The organism is Clostridia bacterium (assembly GCA_014360065.1).
GTDB lineage: Bacteria > Bacillota > DSM-521 > Neomoorellales > JACIYF01 > JACIYF01.
The window spans coordinates 1-16,241 of the sequence record JACIYF010000060.1; the positions used below are offsets into that span (position 1 = coordinate 1).

Consider the following 16,241-nt stretch of genomic DNA (forward strand, 5'->3'; position numbering starts at 1 on the left):
CCTCCGTAGACGATGAGCTCATCCGGCTTTTCCGCCACCTCCGGGTCCAGGTTGTTCATCAGCATCCGCAGGGCCGCCTCCTGGATCCAGCCCTTGCAGGAAAGCTCCCTTCCCCGGGGGGCACGGATATGTGTTGACACAGTTCTTCCCCCCTTGTCTAGTTGTTCTTCCAGAGATAGCTGAGTTTGTTTTCCCACAAGCGGGGATCGTCAGGCTTTACTTCAGTTGGCACCAGCGGGCCCTGCAGCACCATGAACGCACCCTCATCGGCCCATGGGTTTTTGACTACTTTGGCCGGAGACCAAATGGCGCCCTCCTTAGTTACAGTTTCGCCTATCTTGGGGATCGGTAGCCCTTTCTTGAGGTTATAGAGGTACTCCACAGCCAGCTGGGCCGAATCGTAAGCCGGCTGTTCCACTACTGCAAGAAGCTTGCCCTGCTTGATCAGATCCAGCCCCTCGGGACCGATGCAGATCCCGCAGATACCGTAATCCTTGGGGTTCAACCCAGCCGCTTCGATTGCGGTCACCACTCCTGCCCCCATGATGTCGGGTGTATGCACATATATGCCAAGGACGTTCTTGCCGTAACGGGTTAGGAGATCGGTCGTTTTCTGATGCGAGTCGACGTTGTTCCACTTCCCCTCACCTTGAACCACGGTGAGCTGCGGGTATTTATCAACAACGGACCGAAATCCCTTGGTGCAGGCCTGGGTGAACATGTCCTCAAGGGCGCCAGTAATCTCAATGACAACACCCTTGGGAACTTTCCCGCCGTTCCGGTCTTTAATCCCCTGAATGAAGGCTTCAGCTGCTTTCCTGCTGGACTGTTCAATATCGAAGGATAGGAAAAGGTCCACTTTTCCTCCTTCAGGAGAAGTATCCAGGGCCATGACTGGGATTCCAGCTTGATTCAGCCTCTTGATTCCTGGGACTATAGCCTTGAGATCGACCGCGCCGGCCATAATGAACCCATCGACTTTTTGAACGATGAAGTTGTCCATAAGTTCCATTATCTTCAGTGAGTCGGCCTGGCCGTCCTTGATATCCACTTTGACGCCGAGTTCTTTCGCCTTATCCTCAGCACCGCGGATGAACGCCTGGATGAAGGGAGCGCCCGGCTCCTTGATGATCATCCCGAAAACCATTTCTTTTTCCTGTTGACCGCCTCCCTCTTTGCTCTGCGGCGCCCCGCACCCGGAAACAACCAACATAACCAACAGAATAATCGAAGTCAACCTTACCCATCGGAGCATCGCATTTCTCCTCCTCTTCGCGTTTTACTTCTTTTACTGAACCAAAAGGAGAACTGGTCTCTGACCAGCGGCGCGGTGTTGTGTTCCTCACCCCCCAAAGCTCCGCCCGAACGAGTTCCAGTTCCGTTCAGACAGCAGCAGAGTAGCTCTCTCCCTGCCTCTTCCCTTCGTCAGTAGCAAGCTTTCTCAGCTGCTCCTGGTGCAAAAGGTAGTTCCGAACTTTGACCCGAACCCGGTCGATTATTATGGCCACGAAAATCAGCGCCCCTTGCGTGGCGTAAACCAGTGTCACTTCGACGCCAAGAAGGTTGAGTGAATTGGATATCATCCCCAGTAGGAGCGCTCCGCCGAGCATCCCCAGAGGAGTGCCTTTACCACCCTGGAGGCTGGCCCCGCCGAGTATGGCCCCCGCAAAAGCAAGCATGACCATACCCTCTCCCATAGAGTTCGAAACCGATCCCTGCCGGCCTGCAGTAAGGAGACCGGCCACCGCTGCCAGAAGGCCACTCAAAGCAAAAGCTGATATGATTACCCGCTCGGTATTGATGCCTGAAACAAAACTCGCCCTGGGATTCCCTCCGGTTGCCATGAAGTTGCGGCCGTATGTCGTATACTGAAGCAGGAAATGAAACAGCAGGTAAATCAGTAGCATTGTCGGCACTGCGACCGGGATGTTGCCTACGGTTCTTGCCTGCCCTACGAATGTGTAGACTGGATCTAGCGGAAAGATGGACAGCGGAAGCAAGAAAAGAACCAGCCCCCTGAGCATGATTTCCACTGACAGAGTCTGCAAAAACGGGTTGACTCCCACTCGCGCTATTAAATACCCGTTGAACAGCCCTATCACGGCCCCGATAGCAAGGGTTATCAGGATTGCTGCCAGGGGATCCAGACCTCCCGGCAGCCACCTGGTGGCCAATAGCATCGCCACTCCAGGAGCGAAAGCGAGAATGGAATCAATTGATAGGTCAAGGCAACCAATTATCAAAATGAGACCCTCTGCCAAGACCAGCATGCTCATTATGGCTGAGTGGTAGAGTATATTGACCAGGTTGCCGTAAGTAGCAAATTTGGGTGTGATGAGTACGTTAACCAGAAAGAAGACAGCAACAATCACCCAAATCAAATTGTCGAGCAATGCCAACTGGATGCGCAACTTTCTCGGCATGTACAACTCCCCTTGTCTCAGGTTCTGTGACTCCCCCAGCCTTTATCGGGCAACTCTTTCCCCGGCCTCTTCTTCTGTTACGCCCTGAATAGCAAGATACAAAGTCCTCTCATCGAATTCGCCTCGGGTAAACTCTGCGATTATCTGACCATTATAAAGCACCAGTATCCGGTCGCAGACCATAATAAGATCCTCAAGCCCTGGAGAGGTGATCACAATTCCGGCTGATTCTGAAAGCCTGTTCTTGATAATGTTGAGAATACTTTCCTTGGCCGCAATGTCGATCCCTTTCGTAGGCTCATCAAGCAGGAATACTCTCGGCCTGGCGGCCAGGATTCTGCCGATTACTACCTTTTGGCGATTTCCCCCGCTCAGCTGCCGGACTTCCTGCTCTGGCGAAGCGGCTTTGATCTGGAGCATATCCACTAGAGTGCCGACGAGGCCGCTTTCTTTTCTCCTGTCGATCAGGCCGCCCCTGCTTATCTGCCGAAGAGCGTTCAGAGTCAGGTTCTCCCTGATGCTGGAACCAGAAATAAGACCTTCGGCCTCCCTATCTTCGGGCAGGTATACTACTCCGTTTCCAAGCGCCTGATGAGGACTTGAGAAGCGCACTCTCCTGCCACCGATTACCACCCACCCTCCATCGACCGGATCTATACCGGCAATTCCTTTCAAGATCTCAGTGCGGCCGCTACCCCTCAGCCCTGCAAGACCGACAATTTCACCCTTTTTTACCTCGAAAGAGATATGGTGGAACGTCCCAGCTTTGGTCAAGTCTTTTACTGCCAACACCGTCTCGGCATCTGCCGATCGGCATGAGGGTTTTTCTTCTGCAGCAAGCTGAGTTCCGTATCCCTGCCCCACAATTAAGGAAGAAAGTGTCTTTTTGTCCAGGGCGGAGCAGTCCTGGGTAGCGACCGACTCTCCATCGCGCAGGACAGTAACCCGGTCGCACACCTGCAGAAGCTCATCGGTTCGGTGGGAAATGAAGAGAACTGTTCTGCCTTGGCGCTTTTGCTGCTCAATAATCCGGTATAGGGTCTCCTGGCCATCCTGTGAGAGGGAGGCTGAAACTTCGTCGAGTATTACAATCTGAGCGTTTTCAACATAGCAGGCCTTAATTACCAGCAGGAGCTGCTGCTCGCTTATTGACAGGTCTCCCGCCCGGGTACGCACGTCGAAACGGAAATCAGCCTCACCCAGTATCCGCTCTGCCCTTTCGTAAAGCTCCTTCCACCTTATAACCGAGCCGCGTCCGGTATAGTCGCCCAGGAACAGATTTTCAGCCACAGCGAGGTCAAGGACAACCTGCGGTTCCTGGGTGACAATGGCGATGCCAGCTTTTTTGGCAGCCGCCCGGGACAGGGCTGCAAAGCGCTGCCTGTCAACCCAAATCTCGCCCGTGGTAGGGGTAATGATGCCGGCTATAATCCCTACCAGAGTCGATTTCCCCGCTCCATTCTTGCCTATGATCCCGTGAACCTCACCTCTCGCAACCTCGAGGTTGACCTGCCGCAAAGCCACCGTTCCCGGAAATACCTTGGACACGTTCTTAAGTCGGAGTAGGACTTCACCCCGGCCGGTACACGCGGACCTTTCCAATCCGGACCTGTTCATAGGCTCCCCCTTCTTCTGCTCCCAGAATTTCTGGGTAAACCAAACCCGCCTCAGTGTTTTCTAAGCTCTGCGGCCCGCTGGTGGGCGAGGAGCCCCTCAACACCCGCAAGGTGAGAACAAGGCCCAGCAAGCGCAGCTGCTCCTTCCCGGGTAACCCTTTGGTAGGAGGCAACCTTGAGAAAGGTGCCTACCCAGACACCGTTGGTAAAGCGCGCGCAGCCCATCGTGGGCAGGGTGTGGTTGGTACCGGAGACATAGTCACCAAAAGCCACAGGAGCATAGTCGCCTATAAAGAGAGAACCGTAATTGTGCAGGCTGGAAACCAGCATCTCGTTGTTGCAGGTCTGCAACTGAAGGTGTTCCGGAGCAATGCGATCGGAGACCTCTGCTGCTTCCTCAAGGCTATCCACAAGAATAATCTGGCCGTTTTCTTCCCATGTCTTTGCGGCCAGCTCGGCTGTTCCGAGAGTCTGCAGTTCCTCCCTGATCATGTCCTCTACCTTCTCGGCCAAACCACGGCTGGTGGTTACCAGAATCGCAACTGACGCCGGGTCGTGCTCGCACTTCGCCAGAAGATCTACTGCTACGTAACGTGGGGACGCGGAGTCGTCAGCGATAATCAGAACCTCACTGGGACCGGCCAGCATATCGATCCCTACCTGTCCGCTCACCTGCCTCTTCGCCTCAGTGACGAACCGGTTTCCCGGACCGACAATCATATCCACCGGGGAAACGCTGGCCGTACCGTAGGCATAGGCAGCGATGGCCTGGGCCCCACCCATGCAGTAAACCTCGTCAGCTCCAGCAATGTCCATGGCCACCAGCACCACCGGGTGAATCCCTGAGTAGGCTCTGGTGGGGGGCGAGCATGCGGACACGCGTCTTACTCCCGCCACTTTGGCGGGGATAATTGACATCAGCGCAGTGGATGGCAACGGGTAACGTCCTGCCGGTACGTAGGCCCCGCAGGACGGAACCGGGATCAGCCTGTGGCCAAGGGTAACCCCTGGGATATTCTGGCATTCTAGAGGTTTAAGACAGGACAGCTGCTGCAGGGCAAAAAACCTTATCTGTTCGGCTGCAAACTTCAGGTTTTCTACCGTCTCATGGGGTACCTGCTGGTAGGCTTTTTCCGTCTCCTCTCTGGGAACCTTGAGGCTAGTTAGGCGCACCCCGTCGTACCGCTCGGTAAGCTCCAACAAAGCGCGGTCACCTTCGCTTTTGACCTGCTCCAAAATTGCAGCCACCACTTCCTGAATACCATCCTGCGCAGAAAGGTTCCCCTTGGCTTTCTTGATGTACTCCATATTCCATCCCCCTCATTCAGACATTCCAGCAGCTGCTGGTTCTTCGTTAGATCTTGGCCGGCGGGAGGAACCTGGACACCGCCTGGCCAACACTATCCTGGAGTTATCGGCATCGACCTCAACCCAATCTCCGTCGGCAACTGAGCGGTAGAATGCCGGGTCTACCTGGTCCACCAGCGGCACCCCCATGATGACTGCGGTGGCGACCAGCACCGTATCGGGATTCTGGATGATCATGGCTTTCGGGGCGGTGCCCCTGGCGGTGAGCTGGTAGAGCCCATCCGCCTGCACCACCGAGCTGCCCTTGCCGCCGGGAAACACCAGGACTTTGCCCGCGATGCACCGGCCTTCCAGCGCGTGACCTTTCTCCAAAACCCTCCCGGTTTCCGGATCGACAAGATAGAAGCAAACCGGGTCGCTGGAAATCAGAACCTCCCCATCGGCTCTGCCGCCAACGATCTTGTGGCAGCTAATTTCAGTTTCTTTCCTCCCGCTCATTCCACTTCCCCCTTGACGGCTGCTTCAACGCACTGCCGCAGGCTCCGCACAACAAACCCCATGTTCCTTCTCTTGGTGTAGTAAGCGCACTTGGGCGACTCGGTCACACCCTTTTTGCCGTACAGGTGGCGCCAGCAGGGCTGGTCGATGCAGGTGTCCTCTACCACGTGTCCGCCAGCCCGCCTGATGATGTCGAGAAACCCCATCCTTCGGGCCAATTCCTTGGTCAGAAAAGAGGTGCAGATCCACAGTTCCACTGCCAGATCTTTTCCTTCCAGGAGCCGGGCAATCTCGCCCACCTGGGTTATGGTAAGGTGGGGACATCCCAGCAGGGCAAAGTCAATCCTACCTCCTTCGAGAGAAATAGCCTTCTGGGTTTCCTCCAGGTCTTTGTTGGTAATTACGACCTGTCGCTCTGGCTCGCGGCCGCCGAACGCAGCTTCAAGGGTAGGAGCTTCGGGAGTAACGCCGACGATATGGTAAAGCGGAACAGCACCCGCGGTGTTCAACTGGGCTCCCAGGTTCATTAAGGCCTCCGGACTCGGGTTTGCAGGCAGGCCGGTAAATACGGGCACTCCTGGACCAGCCTTTGAGGGAACGCAGTATCCCAGCAGCTGGTAATCGAAATCATCCCGGATGTCGGCTTCCACTTTCACCCAAACCTGACCCCTGCGGTTTTCCTCTAGCAAGCACCCGTAGAGCGGCGTTCTGCCCGTTACCGCCGCGCACAAGGCGCTCTGGGCTGACTCACGGTTAGACCTAGCTCCGTAGACTGAGTTCATGTAGGGCGTAGCGCTGGACTCGGAATAGGCGGCTATTTCGCCGAAGCGTGGTATGTTCTTCTCCAGATAGGGCGTGCAATTATAGGTCAGGGTAGCACCGATAGCCCTGTAGGCCTCCCGCGTCCGCTTGACGATCTCTTCGTCATCAGGGTCAATGGTGGTTACCTGTTGAAAGTACTCCAGGTTAAAGGCCGGGTTTACTGTGGGTGAAACTCGGCACCTAGCCCCACCCCTGACCAGCTTCTCCACAAACCAGAGATCCGCTTCCTGGTTGCTCAGAGCTACATGAGCCCGGCTGATCTCCACCATCCGCTCGGCCCCAAAAGCCTCGCCGATTGCCACAAGCACTTCCATGGCTGTGGCCACGCCCTCGCCCCATTTCCCGTCCAGCATCTCCCTTTCTTCTCCGGTCAAATACACCGCAAAACCCCCTTTACCAAGCGCTACCTCTAAGCTGTTGAGCTGTTTGCTTTCATAATTGCTCTTACCATGACCTGCTCAGCTGCCTCGATGTGGTCCCTGAGAGCAGGAATAAATTTACGAGGATCCTTGTCCCGAAGCAGAGCAATGATCTCCAGGTGCTGGCGAATGGTATCCTCCACATCTCCCAAAGCCTGAGCTGTAAGCAACTGATACCGCAGGATTTGCTGGTTCAAAACTCCCATGAAGTCTTTTAGATAGGAGTTGCGGCACTTGCTGACGATGAGTGTGTGAAGCTGGTTGTCATACCGGCTGATCTCGGCCAGGTCCACCGCTTCTCCCCTCCGGATCCTGTCCCGGATGCACAGCCATGCCTCTTCAGATTCCTGAATTTCAGCGTCGGTAATATTGGCAAGGGCGGTTTCGGCCGCAAGACACTCCAGCACTTTCCGTAGCTCAAAAATGTCCAAAAGGTCCTGGAGTGACACGTCCTTTACAAAGGCACCCCGACCGGGAACAATGTCGACCAGATTCTGGCCCGCCAGCTTCTTCAGCGCTTCCCTCACCGGAGTACGGCTCATTCCCAGGACCTCGGCAAGCGTATTCTCGCTCAAATACTCGCCCGGCTTGAACTTGGCATAGACAATGGCCTCTTTGATCTGCATGTAGGCTGTTCTAGCCAGGTCAGACCTTCTCTCCCGGCGAGCCTTTTTGACACGACTTGCAAAATCAGACATTCTGCACTCTCCTTTAACGTCAGCTTCGTTGCTCTGTACCGGCGTCGACTCCCATGTCCACCCGGCGCTTGGTAGATACCTTCAGTTATCCCTGCCGGGACCCATCCCCACCACGCTTGCTCTCCAGCAACCCAGCCATCTTAAGGAGTCAGGAGCACCTTGGCGGCACTTCGCTCGGGGGCCAGCAGAAGAGCAAATGCTTCGGGCGCTTTTTCCAGCGGGAGGATATGCGATATGATCGGGGCAACGGTATCAGAGGCTTTAGCGAGAAACCTTACGGAGTCGTGAAGGTCGGAAGCATCGTAAGCGTTGCTTCCTGCTACCTCGACCTCCTTGTTGATGATGTCATTGGGGTCAAGGCTTACCGTTTTTTCATAGATCCCTGCCATAACCACCCTGCCTTTGGGTCTGACCCACCTGAGCGCCGCGGACAAGGTAGCCTCGGTTCCTGCCGCTTCGACCGCTACATCTGCCTGTCCAACCAGATCGTCTGAAAAGCCTGCTAAGACGCAGTCAGCTCCCATTTTGCGCGCAAGCTCCCGTCGCGATGGGGAAAGATCAATCGCGGTCACTTTGGAAACCGGGATGGTCCTGGTAACAGCAAGGGTTAGCAATCCCACGGGACCGACCCCGACAATCCCAAGGCTGTCGTTTGGGGAAATCCTGGCCTGTCTCGCAATGCGGACCGCCACCGCCAAAGGTTCCGCCAGGGAAGCCAGCTTGAGGTCAACTTCGGGAGGAATTTTCAAAAGCCGCCTGGAATCCACGGCTATGTATTCCGCAAAACACCCGGGAGAAACCTCCCCGATGAACCCAAGCTGCGGGCAGCAGTTATCCATTCCGCTCTGGCAGTAGCGGCACGTTCCGCAAGATACCCTAGGATCCCCCACCACCCGATCGCCCGGTTTAACGTTGGTTACCTCGAGTCCAACCGCTTCCACCGTACCGCAAAACTCATGCCCCATGGTCACTGGGACGGAAGTGACGAACATCCCTTTTCGGAACACATGCAGGTCTGACCCGCAAATGCCTGCGTACGCTACTTTCACCAGCGCTTCTCCGGGGCCGTATGGCGGTATCGGCACATCTTCCACCCGCACATCCCCGATGCCGTAGAATCGAGCTGCCAGCAATAATGCCACCTCCATTTTGGGCAGATCCGGCCAGTTTCCGGGCTCATCAGCTCGCCAGCCATCCGCCGTCAACGTAAATAATTTGTCCGGTGATGTAGTCCGATCCGGGGCCCGCCAGAAAGACTACGGTAGCGGCTAGATCCTCGAGGGTACCAATTCTTCCCATGGGTATCCGCTGTTCAATCCAGGACCGGTGCTCGGGATCCTGAAAGAAAGGCTCGGTCATATCGGTACGGAAGTAACCCGGACCGATGGCGTTGACCTGGATATTGTGCGAGGCTAGCTCTACCGCCAGAGCGCGGGTAAAAAGGAGGACACCACCCTTAGAGGCGCTGTAAACTGTCGATTTGGCGATGCCGATCTGGCTGGCCAGGGAGCCGATGTTGATGATCTTTCCGCTGTGCTGCCGGACCATGTGCCGCGCGGCAGCTTGAGCGGCAAAATAGAGGCCCCTTAAATTGACGCCCATGATAGTGTCATAGTCCTCTTCTGTGACCTCGAGAAAGTCTTTCGCAATCTCCATACCTGCATTGTTGACAAGAACGTCCAGTCTCCCATAGCGCTCCACCGTCTCGTCAATGACCGCGCGAACTTCTCTCGGTTTGGATACGTCAGCCGCAAGAACCTCTGCTCGCCCCCCAGCAGAAGATATCTCGCCTGCAATATCCTTGAGCCCAGCCGTGTTCCGCCCAACGCATACGACTGTGGCTCCAGCTTCGGCGAGAGCCCTGGCATAACTGCGCCCGAGACCTCTGCCCGCACCGGTCACTAGAGCGATCCTGCCATCAAGACTAAACCATTTGCTGTAGTTCATTTCCCATTACCCTCTCCTTGCCCTGTTGCAGATAAAGTTGTAGCTAGAGCACTACTCAAACCTCTTCAAATTGGGATACTATATGTATACTTGGTACACAAGAGGTATTCGACAAGTATTCGCTTATTCCTTCTAAGTTTTCCTATAATCTTAAAAAATCCTCATGTACGACTACCTCAACGGAATCAACCCCAAACTGGACCAAAACGAAAGGGGCCCGGTAACCATTCCCTGGTAACCTGAGGCCCCATTGCCTCTAGTATCTTCCCTTACTTCGGGGAACATGCCGCAAGAACTCTATTTAGAACTGCTAGACAGATCCTAGCAGATCGGATCCTCAAAGGTCAACTACCGGCTGCTATGTATGCTGTATACTTGGTGTATATTGCAAAACCCAAAACCGAGCACTACCTTGTGGGAATTTATCTTCCCCACGCTTTAACTCTTCGCAACTGAAATTTATATTTTTCCGAGTGGGGCAGGGGAACGGTAGCATCAAAACCGACCTTGGCAGTAATGCCGTCTTCCACTTCCACGGTCCGGGAAGAAACCAGTTCCAGGGGACGGCCCAGGAGGGCGCTAGCGATGCCGAGCTCGTCCCTGTCAATGGGCGCCGCCGCAGAGGCAGGATGGCGTCAAAGTCGTTGAAGGATCAGGCGTGACGGTTCACAGAAATTCGGGCTGGTCTTTTTGGGCAGGATGATCTACAATGATTTTATGGACAACACTTGCAGCCAGCATGAACCTAACGCCAAACTGCATTCCACCCCATCCCTGGACTCATTGGTCGTCCGCCCAATCCTGCCGGGCGAACAGGCCGCCTGGAACCATCTGATGTCTACCCACCACTACCTCGGGTTTCACAAACTGCCCGGGAACTCGCTCAAATATGTCGCCATTCTAAACGGCGAATGGGTGGCGCTGCTCGGCTGGGGCAGCGCCGCTTTCAAGTGCAAGCCCCGTGACCGCTGGATCGGCTGGTCGCCGGAGCAGCAGTTCTCCCGCCTGAAATACGTCGCCAACAACATCCGCTTCTTGATCCTGCCCGGCGTGAGGATTAAAAACCTCGCCTCCAAGGTGCTCGCCATGAATGTGAAGAGACTGTCGTCCGACTGGCAGGCGGTATACGGCTACCCCATCCTGCTGGCCGAGACGTTCGTCGATCAGGAACGCTTCGCCGGGACCTGCTACAGGGCCGCCGGCTGGAGCCTGCTCGGCAAGACCCGGGGTTACGGCAGGAACTCTTCCCGTTACTACTATCACGGCACCCCTAAAAGCATTTTGGTCTACCCGATTCATAAGGAGGCCGCCCGCATCCTATCCGCTCCGTTTCTGGCACCGGAGATCGCAGGAGGAGATGAACCGATGATCGACCTCAACAACATCGATGTTGGAGGCGAAAACGGCCTGCTCAAGGCCCTGGAGAGAATCACCGACCCCCGCAAACCGAGGGGAATCAGGCACTCCCAGGCTTCCATCCTGGCTATAGCGGTTTGCGCCTGCCTGGCCGGCATGAGAGGCTACGCATCAATCGCCCAGTGGGCGGCGTCCCTTTCCCAGGACCTCCTGCGCCGGTTTCACTGCCGCAGGCATCCGGACACGGGTCGCTACATTGCTCCCAGCGAGCCCACCATCCGCAGGAAGCTTAAGAGCATCGACCCCGACGAGGTTGACCGCGCCCTCGGGGACTGGCTGGCAGAACAGTCCCTCTCCATGCAGGCCGTCGCCGTCGACGGGAAGACCCTGAAAGGAGCCAAGGGCGCCGGCGGCAGACAGGTGCATCTGCTTGCCGCCCTGGTGCATCACGAGAAGGTCGTGATCGCCCAGCGGCAGGTCGATACCAAAAGCAACGAGATCACCGCCTTCAAACCCCTTCTCGAACCGCTCGCTCTGGAAGGCAAGGTGGTGACGGCTGATGCCATGCACACAAAGGCCGATCACGCCAACTTCCTCGTCGAGGAGAAAAAGGCCGACTACCTGTTCTTTGTCAAAGAGAACCAGAAAACCCTGCTCGAAGACATCAAGGGCCTGGCAGAAGAAGATTTTCCCCCTCAGGGCGATCCAGCACGACCGCGGCCACGGCAGGATCGAGACCCGCAAGATCGCAGCCAGCGCCATGATCAATGATTACGTCAATTTTCCCCACGTCGGCCAGGTATTTTACATTGAGCGGTACCGCACGGAAATCAAAACCGGCGCCCAGAGCTATGAGATCGCCTATGGAGTTACCAGCCTCACCCCCGAAAAAGCAGGCCCGGAAACCTTGTTGAAGCTCTCCCGTTCCCACTGGGAGATCGAATCCCTGCACTGGGTGAGGGATGTGGTCTACGATGAAGACCGCTCCCAGGTCAGGACGGGCGCTGGACCCAGGGTGCTGGCCAGCCTGCGCAACACGGCGATCAGCATCTTGCACTTGAACGGTTTGCCCAGTATTGCCGGATCGCTCAGGAGGAACTGCTTTCACCCGGAGCTTGCCCTGCAGCTGGTCGGCCTATAACTGATTGAGGCTTTTTGGCCTTAAAATACCCCCGGTTCTCATCGCCTCGGGTGGGTGGATGAAATATGCTCACTTCCGCCCCCGATCCTCATTTTCCTGCTTTCGGTATTCTATTTTGCCCACCCCGTCCGCCCCCAAGACGATAAACGGGGCTTGAGTGAGGCTGCTCGCATGGGCAGCTTAGCTTTGTCATGCCTTGGATGATCTATTTATTCCCAGGACTTTGACTTATCCTTGTGGTCCCGGCCAAGCTATTCCAAGCAAAAGAGAAAGGGGTATGCCTGCTGACCCCCATCTATCAGCTCCACCTCTATTTGGGGAAAAGCCTTATGAACCCAATCCGCCAGCCAAGCACGGTCGCTCTCCCCTGCCTCCTGGCCACAGAAGATGGTCAAAGTCTCATGTTGGGGGAGAATCAGTTGCTTAAGCAGTTCCTGGGCGGTGATTGCCAGTTCTCGGCCCACCGCTAGGATTTTTTCGCTTCCCAGCCCCAAAAAGTCTCCCTTGCAAATCTGCCAGCCGCCCAGGTTGGCATCCTTGGCTGCTCGGGTAATCTCGCCGTAAGTAGCATTTTGGTATACCTGCATCCGGGCCCAGTTTTCCGAAGCTGGTCGATCCGGAGCATAGGCAACCAGAGCGCTGAGGCACTGGGCTACATTAACGGTGGGTATAATCTTAACCTCTTTTCCTTGAGCTAGCTGGGCGGCTTCCCGAGCTGCTAGGAGGTTATTGGCATCGTTGGGAAATACTACCACCTCTTTGGCCGCCACTTCCTTTATGGCCTGAAGTAGCTCGCCTACGCCCACATTGGCGAAAGCGCCTACTGGCACCGTTGCGTCCACGCCCAGGCTCCGAAATACTTTGGCGATCCCAGGGCCCGGCGCCACCGCTACTAGGGCCGTGGTCTTTTTGGGATGCACTAGTTCTGGTGCCGCCACGACCACCGGTTCGGCCGGAGACAGCCGGTCACCTTCCCACCGTTCCAACAGCTGCTGGTGCTGCCGGCCCATATGATCAACCTTAACTTGAAGCAAATCTCCGCACTGCAGGGCAGCCTCAAGTATCCTTCCCGGGTGGTTGGTATGGATATGAATCTTAAGCAAATCCTTATCTTCGATCAACACCAGAGAATCCCCAGCTTTCTCCAGCTGCTTGCGCCAGTCCTTGGGCAGGCTTCGCCCGGACCGGCGAGACCCGCCGCTCTGCCTGTCTACCAAAACTTCGGTACAGTACTTATACCGCAACCGGGTATCCGCCTCGGACCAAGCTGGAGTTGGTGCCATTTGCTTTTCGGGTTTAGGAGCAATGGCCATTATCCCGCCGTTTTTGAGCCCTTCCCGGCAACCCTGCAAAAAGGTTAGCAAGCCCTTGGCTCCCGCATCCACCACCCCAGCCCGCTTGAGGATAGGAAGCTGCTCCGGGGTCCGGGCCAAGGCCCCCTCTCCCACCTGGATGGCCGTTTCCAGAAGTGAGGGGAAATCTATCCCCCGGCGGATGGCTTCCTTGGTGCCGCGGGCAATCTCCCGAGCCACAGATAGGATGGTCCCTTCCACCGGCTTGGTCACGGCCCGGTAAGCATAGACGATGCCATAGCGAAAGGCTCGGGCCAGCTCCCTGGTATTGGCCCACTCTTTGCCGGCCAACCCCCGCGCCCATCCTCGTAGCATCTCCGAAAGGATGACCCCAGAGTTGCCCCGAGCTCCCAAAAGCGATTCCCGGGCCACTATCTCCGCCACCTGGCTCAAGGAACGGCTGGACACCGTCTTCAGCCGCTGGATGACTCCCTCCAGGGTGAGCACCAAATTGGTGCCGGTATCCCCATCGGGAACCGGAAAGACGTTGAGCTGATTGATGGCTTCCCGCTGCTGTTCCAGGCAAGAATAAGCTGAGAACACCATCCGCCGAAAGACTTCGCCATCAAGCAATATTGCTCCCTCCACTAACCATGGCTTCAGGCGGGCGCTGGCAAATCATCAACCCAAAAGCCCCGGGCCCAACATGAGTTCCTAGCACTGGACCGGCCACTATTACCGGCACCTCCCGGCCCCCTAGTCGGTCTTGAACCAAACCCTTCAAGGTTAGAGCATTGTCCAAGCCGTCCAGATGTAACACCGCTATCTCATAGCCTTGGTGGTCACCCGGCAGCTCTTCCACCAGCCGCTGCATGGCCCGACTGCGGGTACGGACTTTGTCCAGCACTTCTACCCGCCCGTCAACTAGGTACAAGATGGGCTTAATCTGCAGCAGGCTGCCCAGCAAGGCCTGGGCGCCGCCGATGCGGCCACCCTTATGCAAGTACTCCAAGGTGTCAGGGACAAAAAATAGTCGGGACCGCTGGCATACCCAGTGGACTAGGTCCACGATCTCCCGCCGGGATTTGCCGGCCTGGGCCGCCCGGGCTGCCTGAATAGCGGCAAAGGCCATGGGAGCCGTAGTCAGGCGCGAATCCATGATTTCGATCCGCTCCGGGCCCACCGCATCGGCTGCCGCCTGGGCGCTGGTACAGGTCCCGCTCAAGACCGAACTAATAAGGATGGCTACAATTTCATGCCCCTCTTCGACCAATGGCCGGAATACCTCGGCAAACCGATGAGGCGGAGGTTGAGAGGTGGTAGCTGGTCGAGGGGAAGCCTTGAGCTCACGTAAGAAACTATCTAGATTTTCCAGCCCATCCTCCATTACCAGATGGGGGAAGTGAACCGTCAATGGCACTACATGAAGATGGGGAAACTCCCGTAGCACTTCCTCAGGTAGGTAAGCAGTGGAGTCGGTGACAATATGCACATCAACCATACCCAATCCCATCCTTCCCTGGCGCCGATGGTAGCGGCCTACCTATATTCACAGGATATGCTATTGGCCGCCACAACAACCGTGCTCTATCCACCAGTTGCATGACCTTTTCTACCTGTTCCTCAGAGACGGAAGCCTCTTGGGCGATTTGGCTTCGACTCCAACCCTGCTCCCAGCCCCAAAGGACCTCATCCAGCTGCTCATAGCTGAGGCCAGGAACGGGTTTTTGTCCCAAAGGCTTATCCCTGATAGCCTGGGGCACGCCTATGTACTCGGCCAACTGTAAGACCTGGGTTTTATACAGAGGCAAGAGTGGCGCCAGGTGGCAGGCAGCATCACCATGGACCACATAGGATCCGGTCAAGTATTCGGTCCGATGTACCGTCCCCGCCAAAAGAAAGTTCTTGGCCTCGGCATAGTAGTAGAGCAATACCATTCGCTGCCGGGCCTTTACCCGCTGAAAAGCAGTAGCCTGGGCCGCCAGACCTTGGCTCTGCCTCGGAGATAAAAACGGATTGGCGCCCTTCATCAGGCCTAACCCCTTGGCGAAAAAAGAGTGAATGAGATTCTTTTTCATCAACTTGGCTACCATGGTATCATACAACCCCAGGGCTCTTAAACCCGGCCCCAGATCTACTATCTGGAAATTAACCTTGAGCAGGTGCGCCAATGCCCAAGCCCGCTCTCGACCTTCGGGAGGAGAATCCCGCTCGGGAAGGTACAAGGCCAGTACCCGCCGCGGCCCCAGAGCTTCTACCAATAGGTAAGCCACCAGGGCGGAATCCACCCCGCCGCCGATCCCTACAACCGCTCCGCGCAAACCATAATCCATTGTCTCCTGGCGAATAAAATCAATTATAATTTCACAAACTTTACCCGGATTGGCTAGAGTCAATCTCATGGATGAGTCTCCCGCTTTAAGCCGGATGGTCCTTCAGCCCCACAGGCCGAGGAGGTGACCGAGGTGGCCTTAAGCTGCGATTTGAGCGATTGCAAGTGGTGTGGTTCCGATCGAATGTGCCGCAATCCTCGAGCCGACAGTAGCCTTGCTGAGGGCAGAGAATGCCTAGACCGCAGGCGCTGTTTTGAGCCTCGCTACCACTAAAACCATCCCTCCCCGAGCTCGCCTCAGCAGGGCTTGAGGCGGGCTCCATGTTTATTTATTCCCCCTTTTTTGCCCACTCTCCTGCTTTTTGGCCTAACAATTGCCTCTTCCCCAT

14 protein-coding genes and 1 pseudogene are annotated in these 16,241 nt (G+C 56.1%); 2 read left to right on the top strand and 13 right to left on the bottom strand.

Annotated features, from left to right (window positions below; translation table 11 throughout):
- From H5U02_09450 to H5U02_09495, 10 genes are all read right to left on the bottom strand, one after another.
- Nucleotides 1-140 (bottom strand): hypothetical protein (locus H5U02_09450; protein ID MBC7342653.1); only part of this gene is annotated, 140 nt, incomplete at its 3' end.
- A gap of 17 nt (nt 141-157) precedes the next feature.
- Entirely contained in the window at nt 158-1,255 is a 1,098-nt protein-coding gene (locus tag H5U02_09455; GenBank protein MBC7342654.1) for a sugar ABC transporter substrate-binding protein, read from the bottom strand.
- 127 nt (nt 1,256-1,382) lie between these two features.
- Nucleotides 1,383-2,423: an ABC transporter permease gene (locus tag H5U02_09460; protein ID MBC7342655.1), complete on the bottom strand. Its 1,041-nt coding sequence runs from the start codon at nt 2,421-2,423 to the stop codon at nt 1,383-1,385.
- A 42-nt stretch (nt 2,424-2,465) separates the two neighbouring features.
- The gene (locus H5U02_09465) at nt 2,466-4,040 is read right to left on the bottom strand and encodes a sugar ABC transporter ATP-binding protein (GenBank protein MBC7342656.1); all 1,575 of its coding nucleotides are present in this window, start codon (nt 4,038-4,040) and stop codon (nt 2,466-2,468) included.
- A 50-nt stretch (nt 4,041-4,090) separates the two neighbouring features.
- The gene (hisD, locus tag H5U02_09470) at nt 4,091-5,347 is read right to left on the bottom strand and encodes a histidinol dehydrogenase (protein ID MBC7342657.1); all 1,257 of its coding nucleotides are present in this window, start codon (nt 5,345-5,347) and stop codon (nt 4,091-4,093) included.
- A gap of 12 nt (nt 5,348-5,359) precedes the next feature.
- Nucleotides 5,360-5,845 carry a DUF126 domain-containing protein gene (locus H5U02_09475; GenBank protein MBC7342658.1) on the bottom strand — a complete coding sequence of 162 codons (486 nt, stop codon included), beginning with the start codon at nt 5,843-5,845 and terminating at the stop codon, nt 5,360-5,362.
- A complete protein-coding gene (locus H5U02_09480; GenBank protein ID MBC7342659.1) occupies nt 5,842-7,047 on the bottom strand; it encodes an aconitase X catalytic domain-containing protein in 1,206 nt (401 codons plus the stop codon). Before H5U02_09480 ends, H5U02_09475 begins: the two co-directional genes overlap by 4 nt.
- A gap of 29 nt (nt 7,048-7,076) precedes the next feature.
- Nucleotides 7,077-7,784, bottom strand: a complete 708-nt coding sequence (locus H5U02_09485; GenBank protein MBC7342660.1) for a GntR family transcriptional regulator — start codon at nt 7,782-7,784, stop codon at nt 7,077-7,079.
- A 140-nt stretch (nt 7,785-7,924) separates the two neighbouring features.
- Nucleotides 7,925-8,917 carry an alcohol dehydrogenase catalytic domain-containing protein gene (locus H5U02_09490; GenBank protein MBC7342661.1) on the bottom strand — a complete coding sequence of 331 codons (993 nt, stop codon included), beginning with the start codon at nt 8,915-8,917 and terminating at the stop codon, nt 7,925-7,927.
- Between the two features lie 46 nt (nt 8,918-8,963).
- Nucleotides 8,964-9,731, bottom strand: a complete 768-nt coding sequence (locus tag H5U02_09495) for a glucose 1-dehydrogenase (protein ID MBC7342662.1) — start codon at nt 9,729-9,731, stop codon at nt 8,964-8,966.
- A gap of 717 nt (nt 9,732-10,448) precedes the next feature.
- Between H5U02_09495 and H5U02_09500 the strand changes: the two are divergent.
- Together H5U02_09500 and H5U02_09505 are read left to right on the top strand one after the other, a co-directional pair.
- Nucleotides 10,449-11,762, top strand: a pseudogene (locus tag H5U02_09500) (ISAs1 family transposase).
- Nucleotides 11,716-12,228: an ISAs1 family transposase gene (locus tag H5U02_09505; GenBank protein ID MBC7342663.1), complete on the top strand. Its 513-nt coding sequence runs from the start codon at nt 11,716-11,718 to the stop codon at nt 12,226-12,228. Before H5U02_09500 ends, H5U02_09505 begins: the two are co-directional and overlap by 47 nt.
- 251 nt (nt 12,229-12,479) lie before the next feature.
- Here H5U02_09505 and H5U02_09510 read toward each other — a convergent pair whose 3' ends face one another.
- The 3 genes from H5U02_09510 to nadE are packed head-to-tail and all read right to left on the bottom strand — an operon-like array spanning nt 12,480 to nt 15,922.
- Complete coding sequence (locus tag H5U02_09510; GenBank protein ID MBC7342664.1) at nt 12,480-14,153, bottom strand: DAK2 domain-containing protein; 1,674 nt, start codon at nt 14,151-14,153, stop codon at nt 12,480-12,482.
- Entirely contained in the window at nt 14,146-15,027 is an 882-nt protein-coding gene (locus H5U02_09515; protein ID MBC7342665.1) for a DegV family protein, read from the bottom strand. Before H5U02_09515 ends, H5U02_09510 begins: the two co-directional genes overlap by 8 nt.
- Complete coding sequence (nadE, locus tag H5U02_09520; GenBank protein MBC7342666.1) at nt 15,014-15,922, bottom strand: NAD(+) synthase; 909 nt, start codon at nt 15,920-15,922, stop codon at nt 15,014-15,016. Before nadE ends, H5U02_09515 begins: the two co-directional genes overlap by 14 nt.
- Between the last annotated feature and the right edge of the window lie 319 nt (nt 15,923-16,241).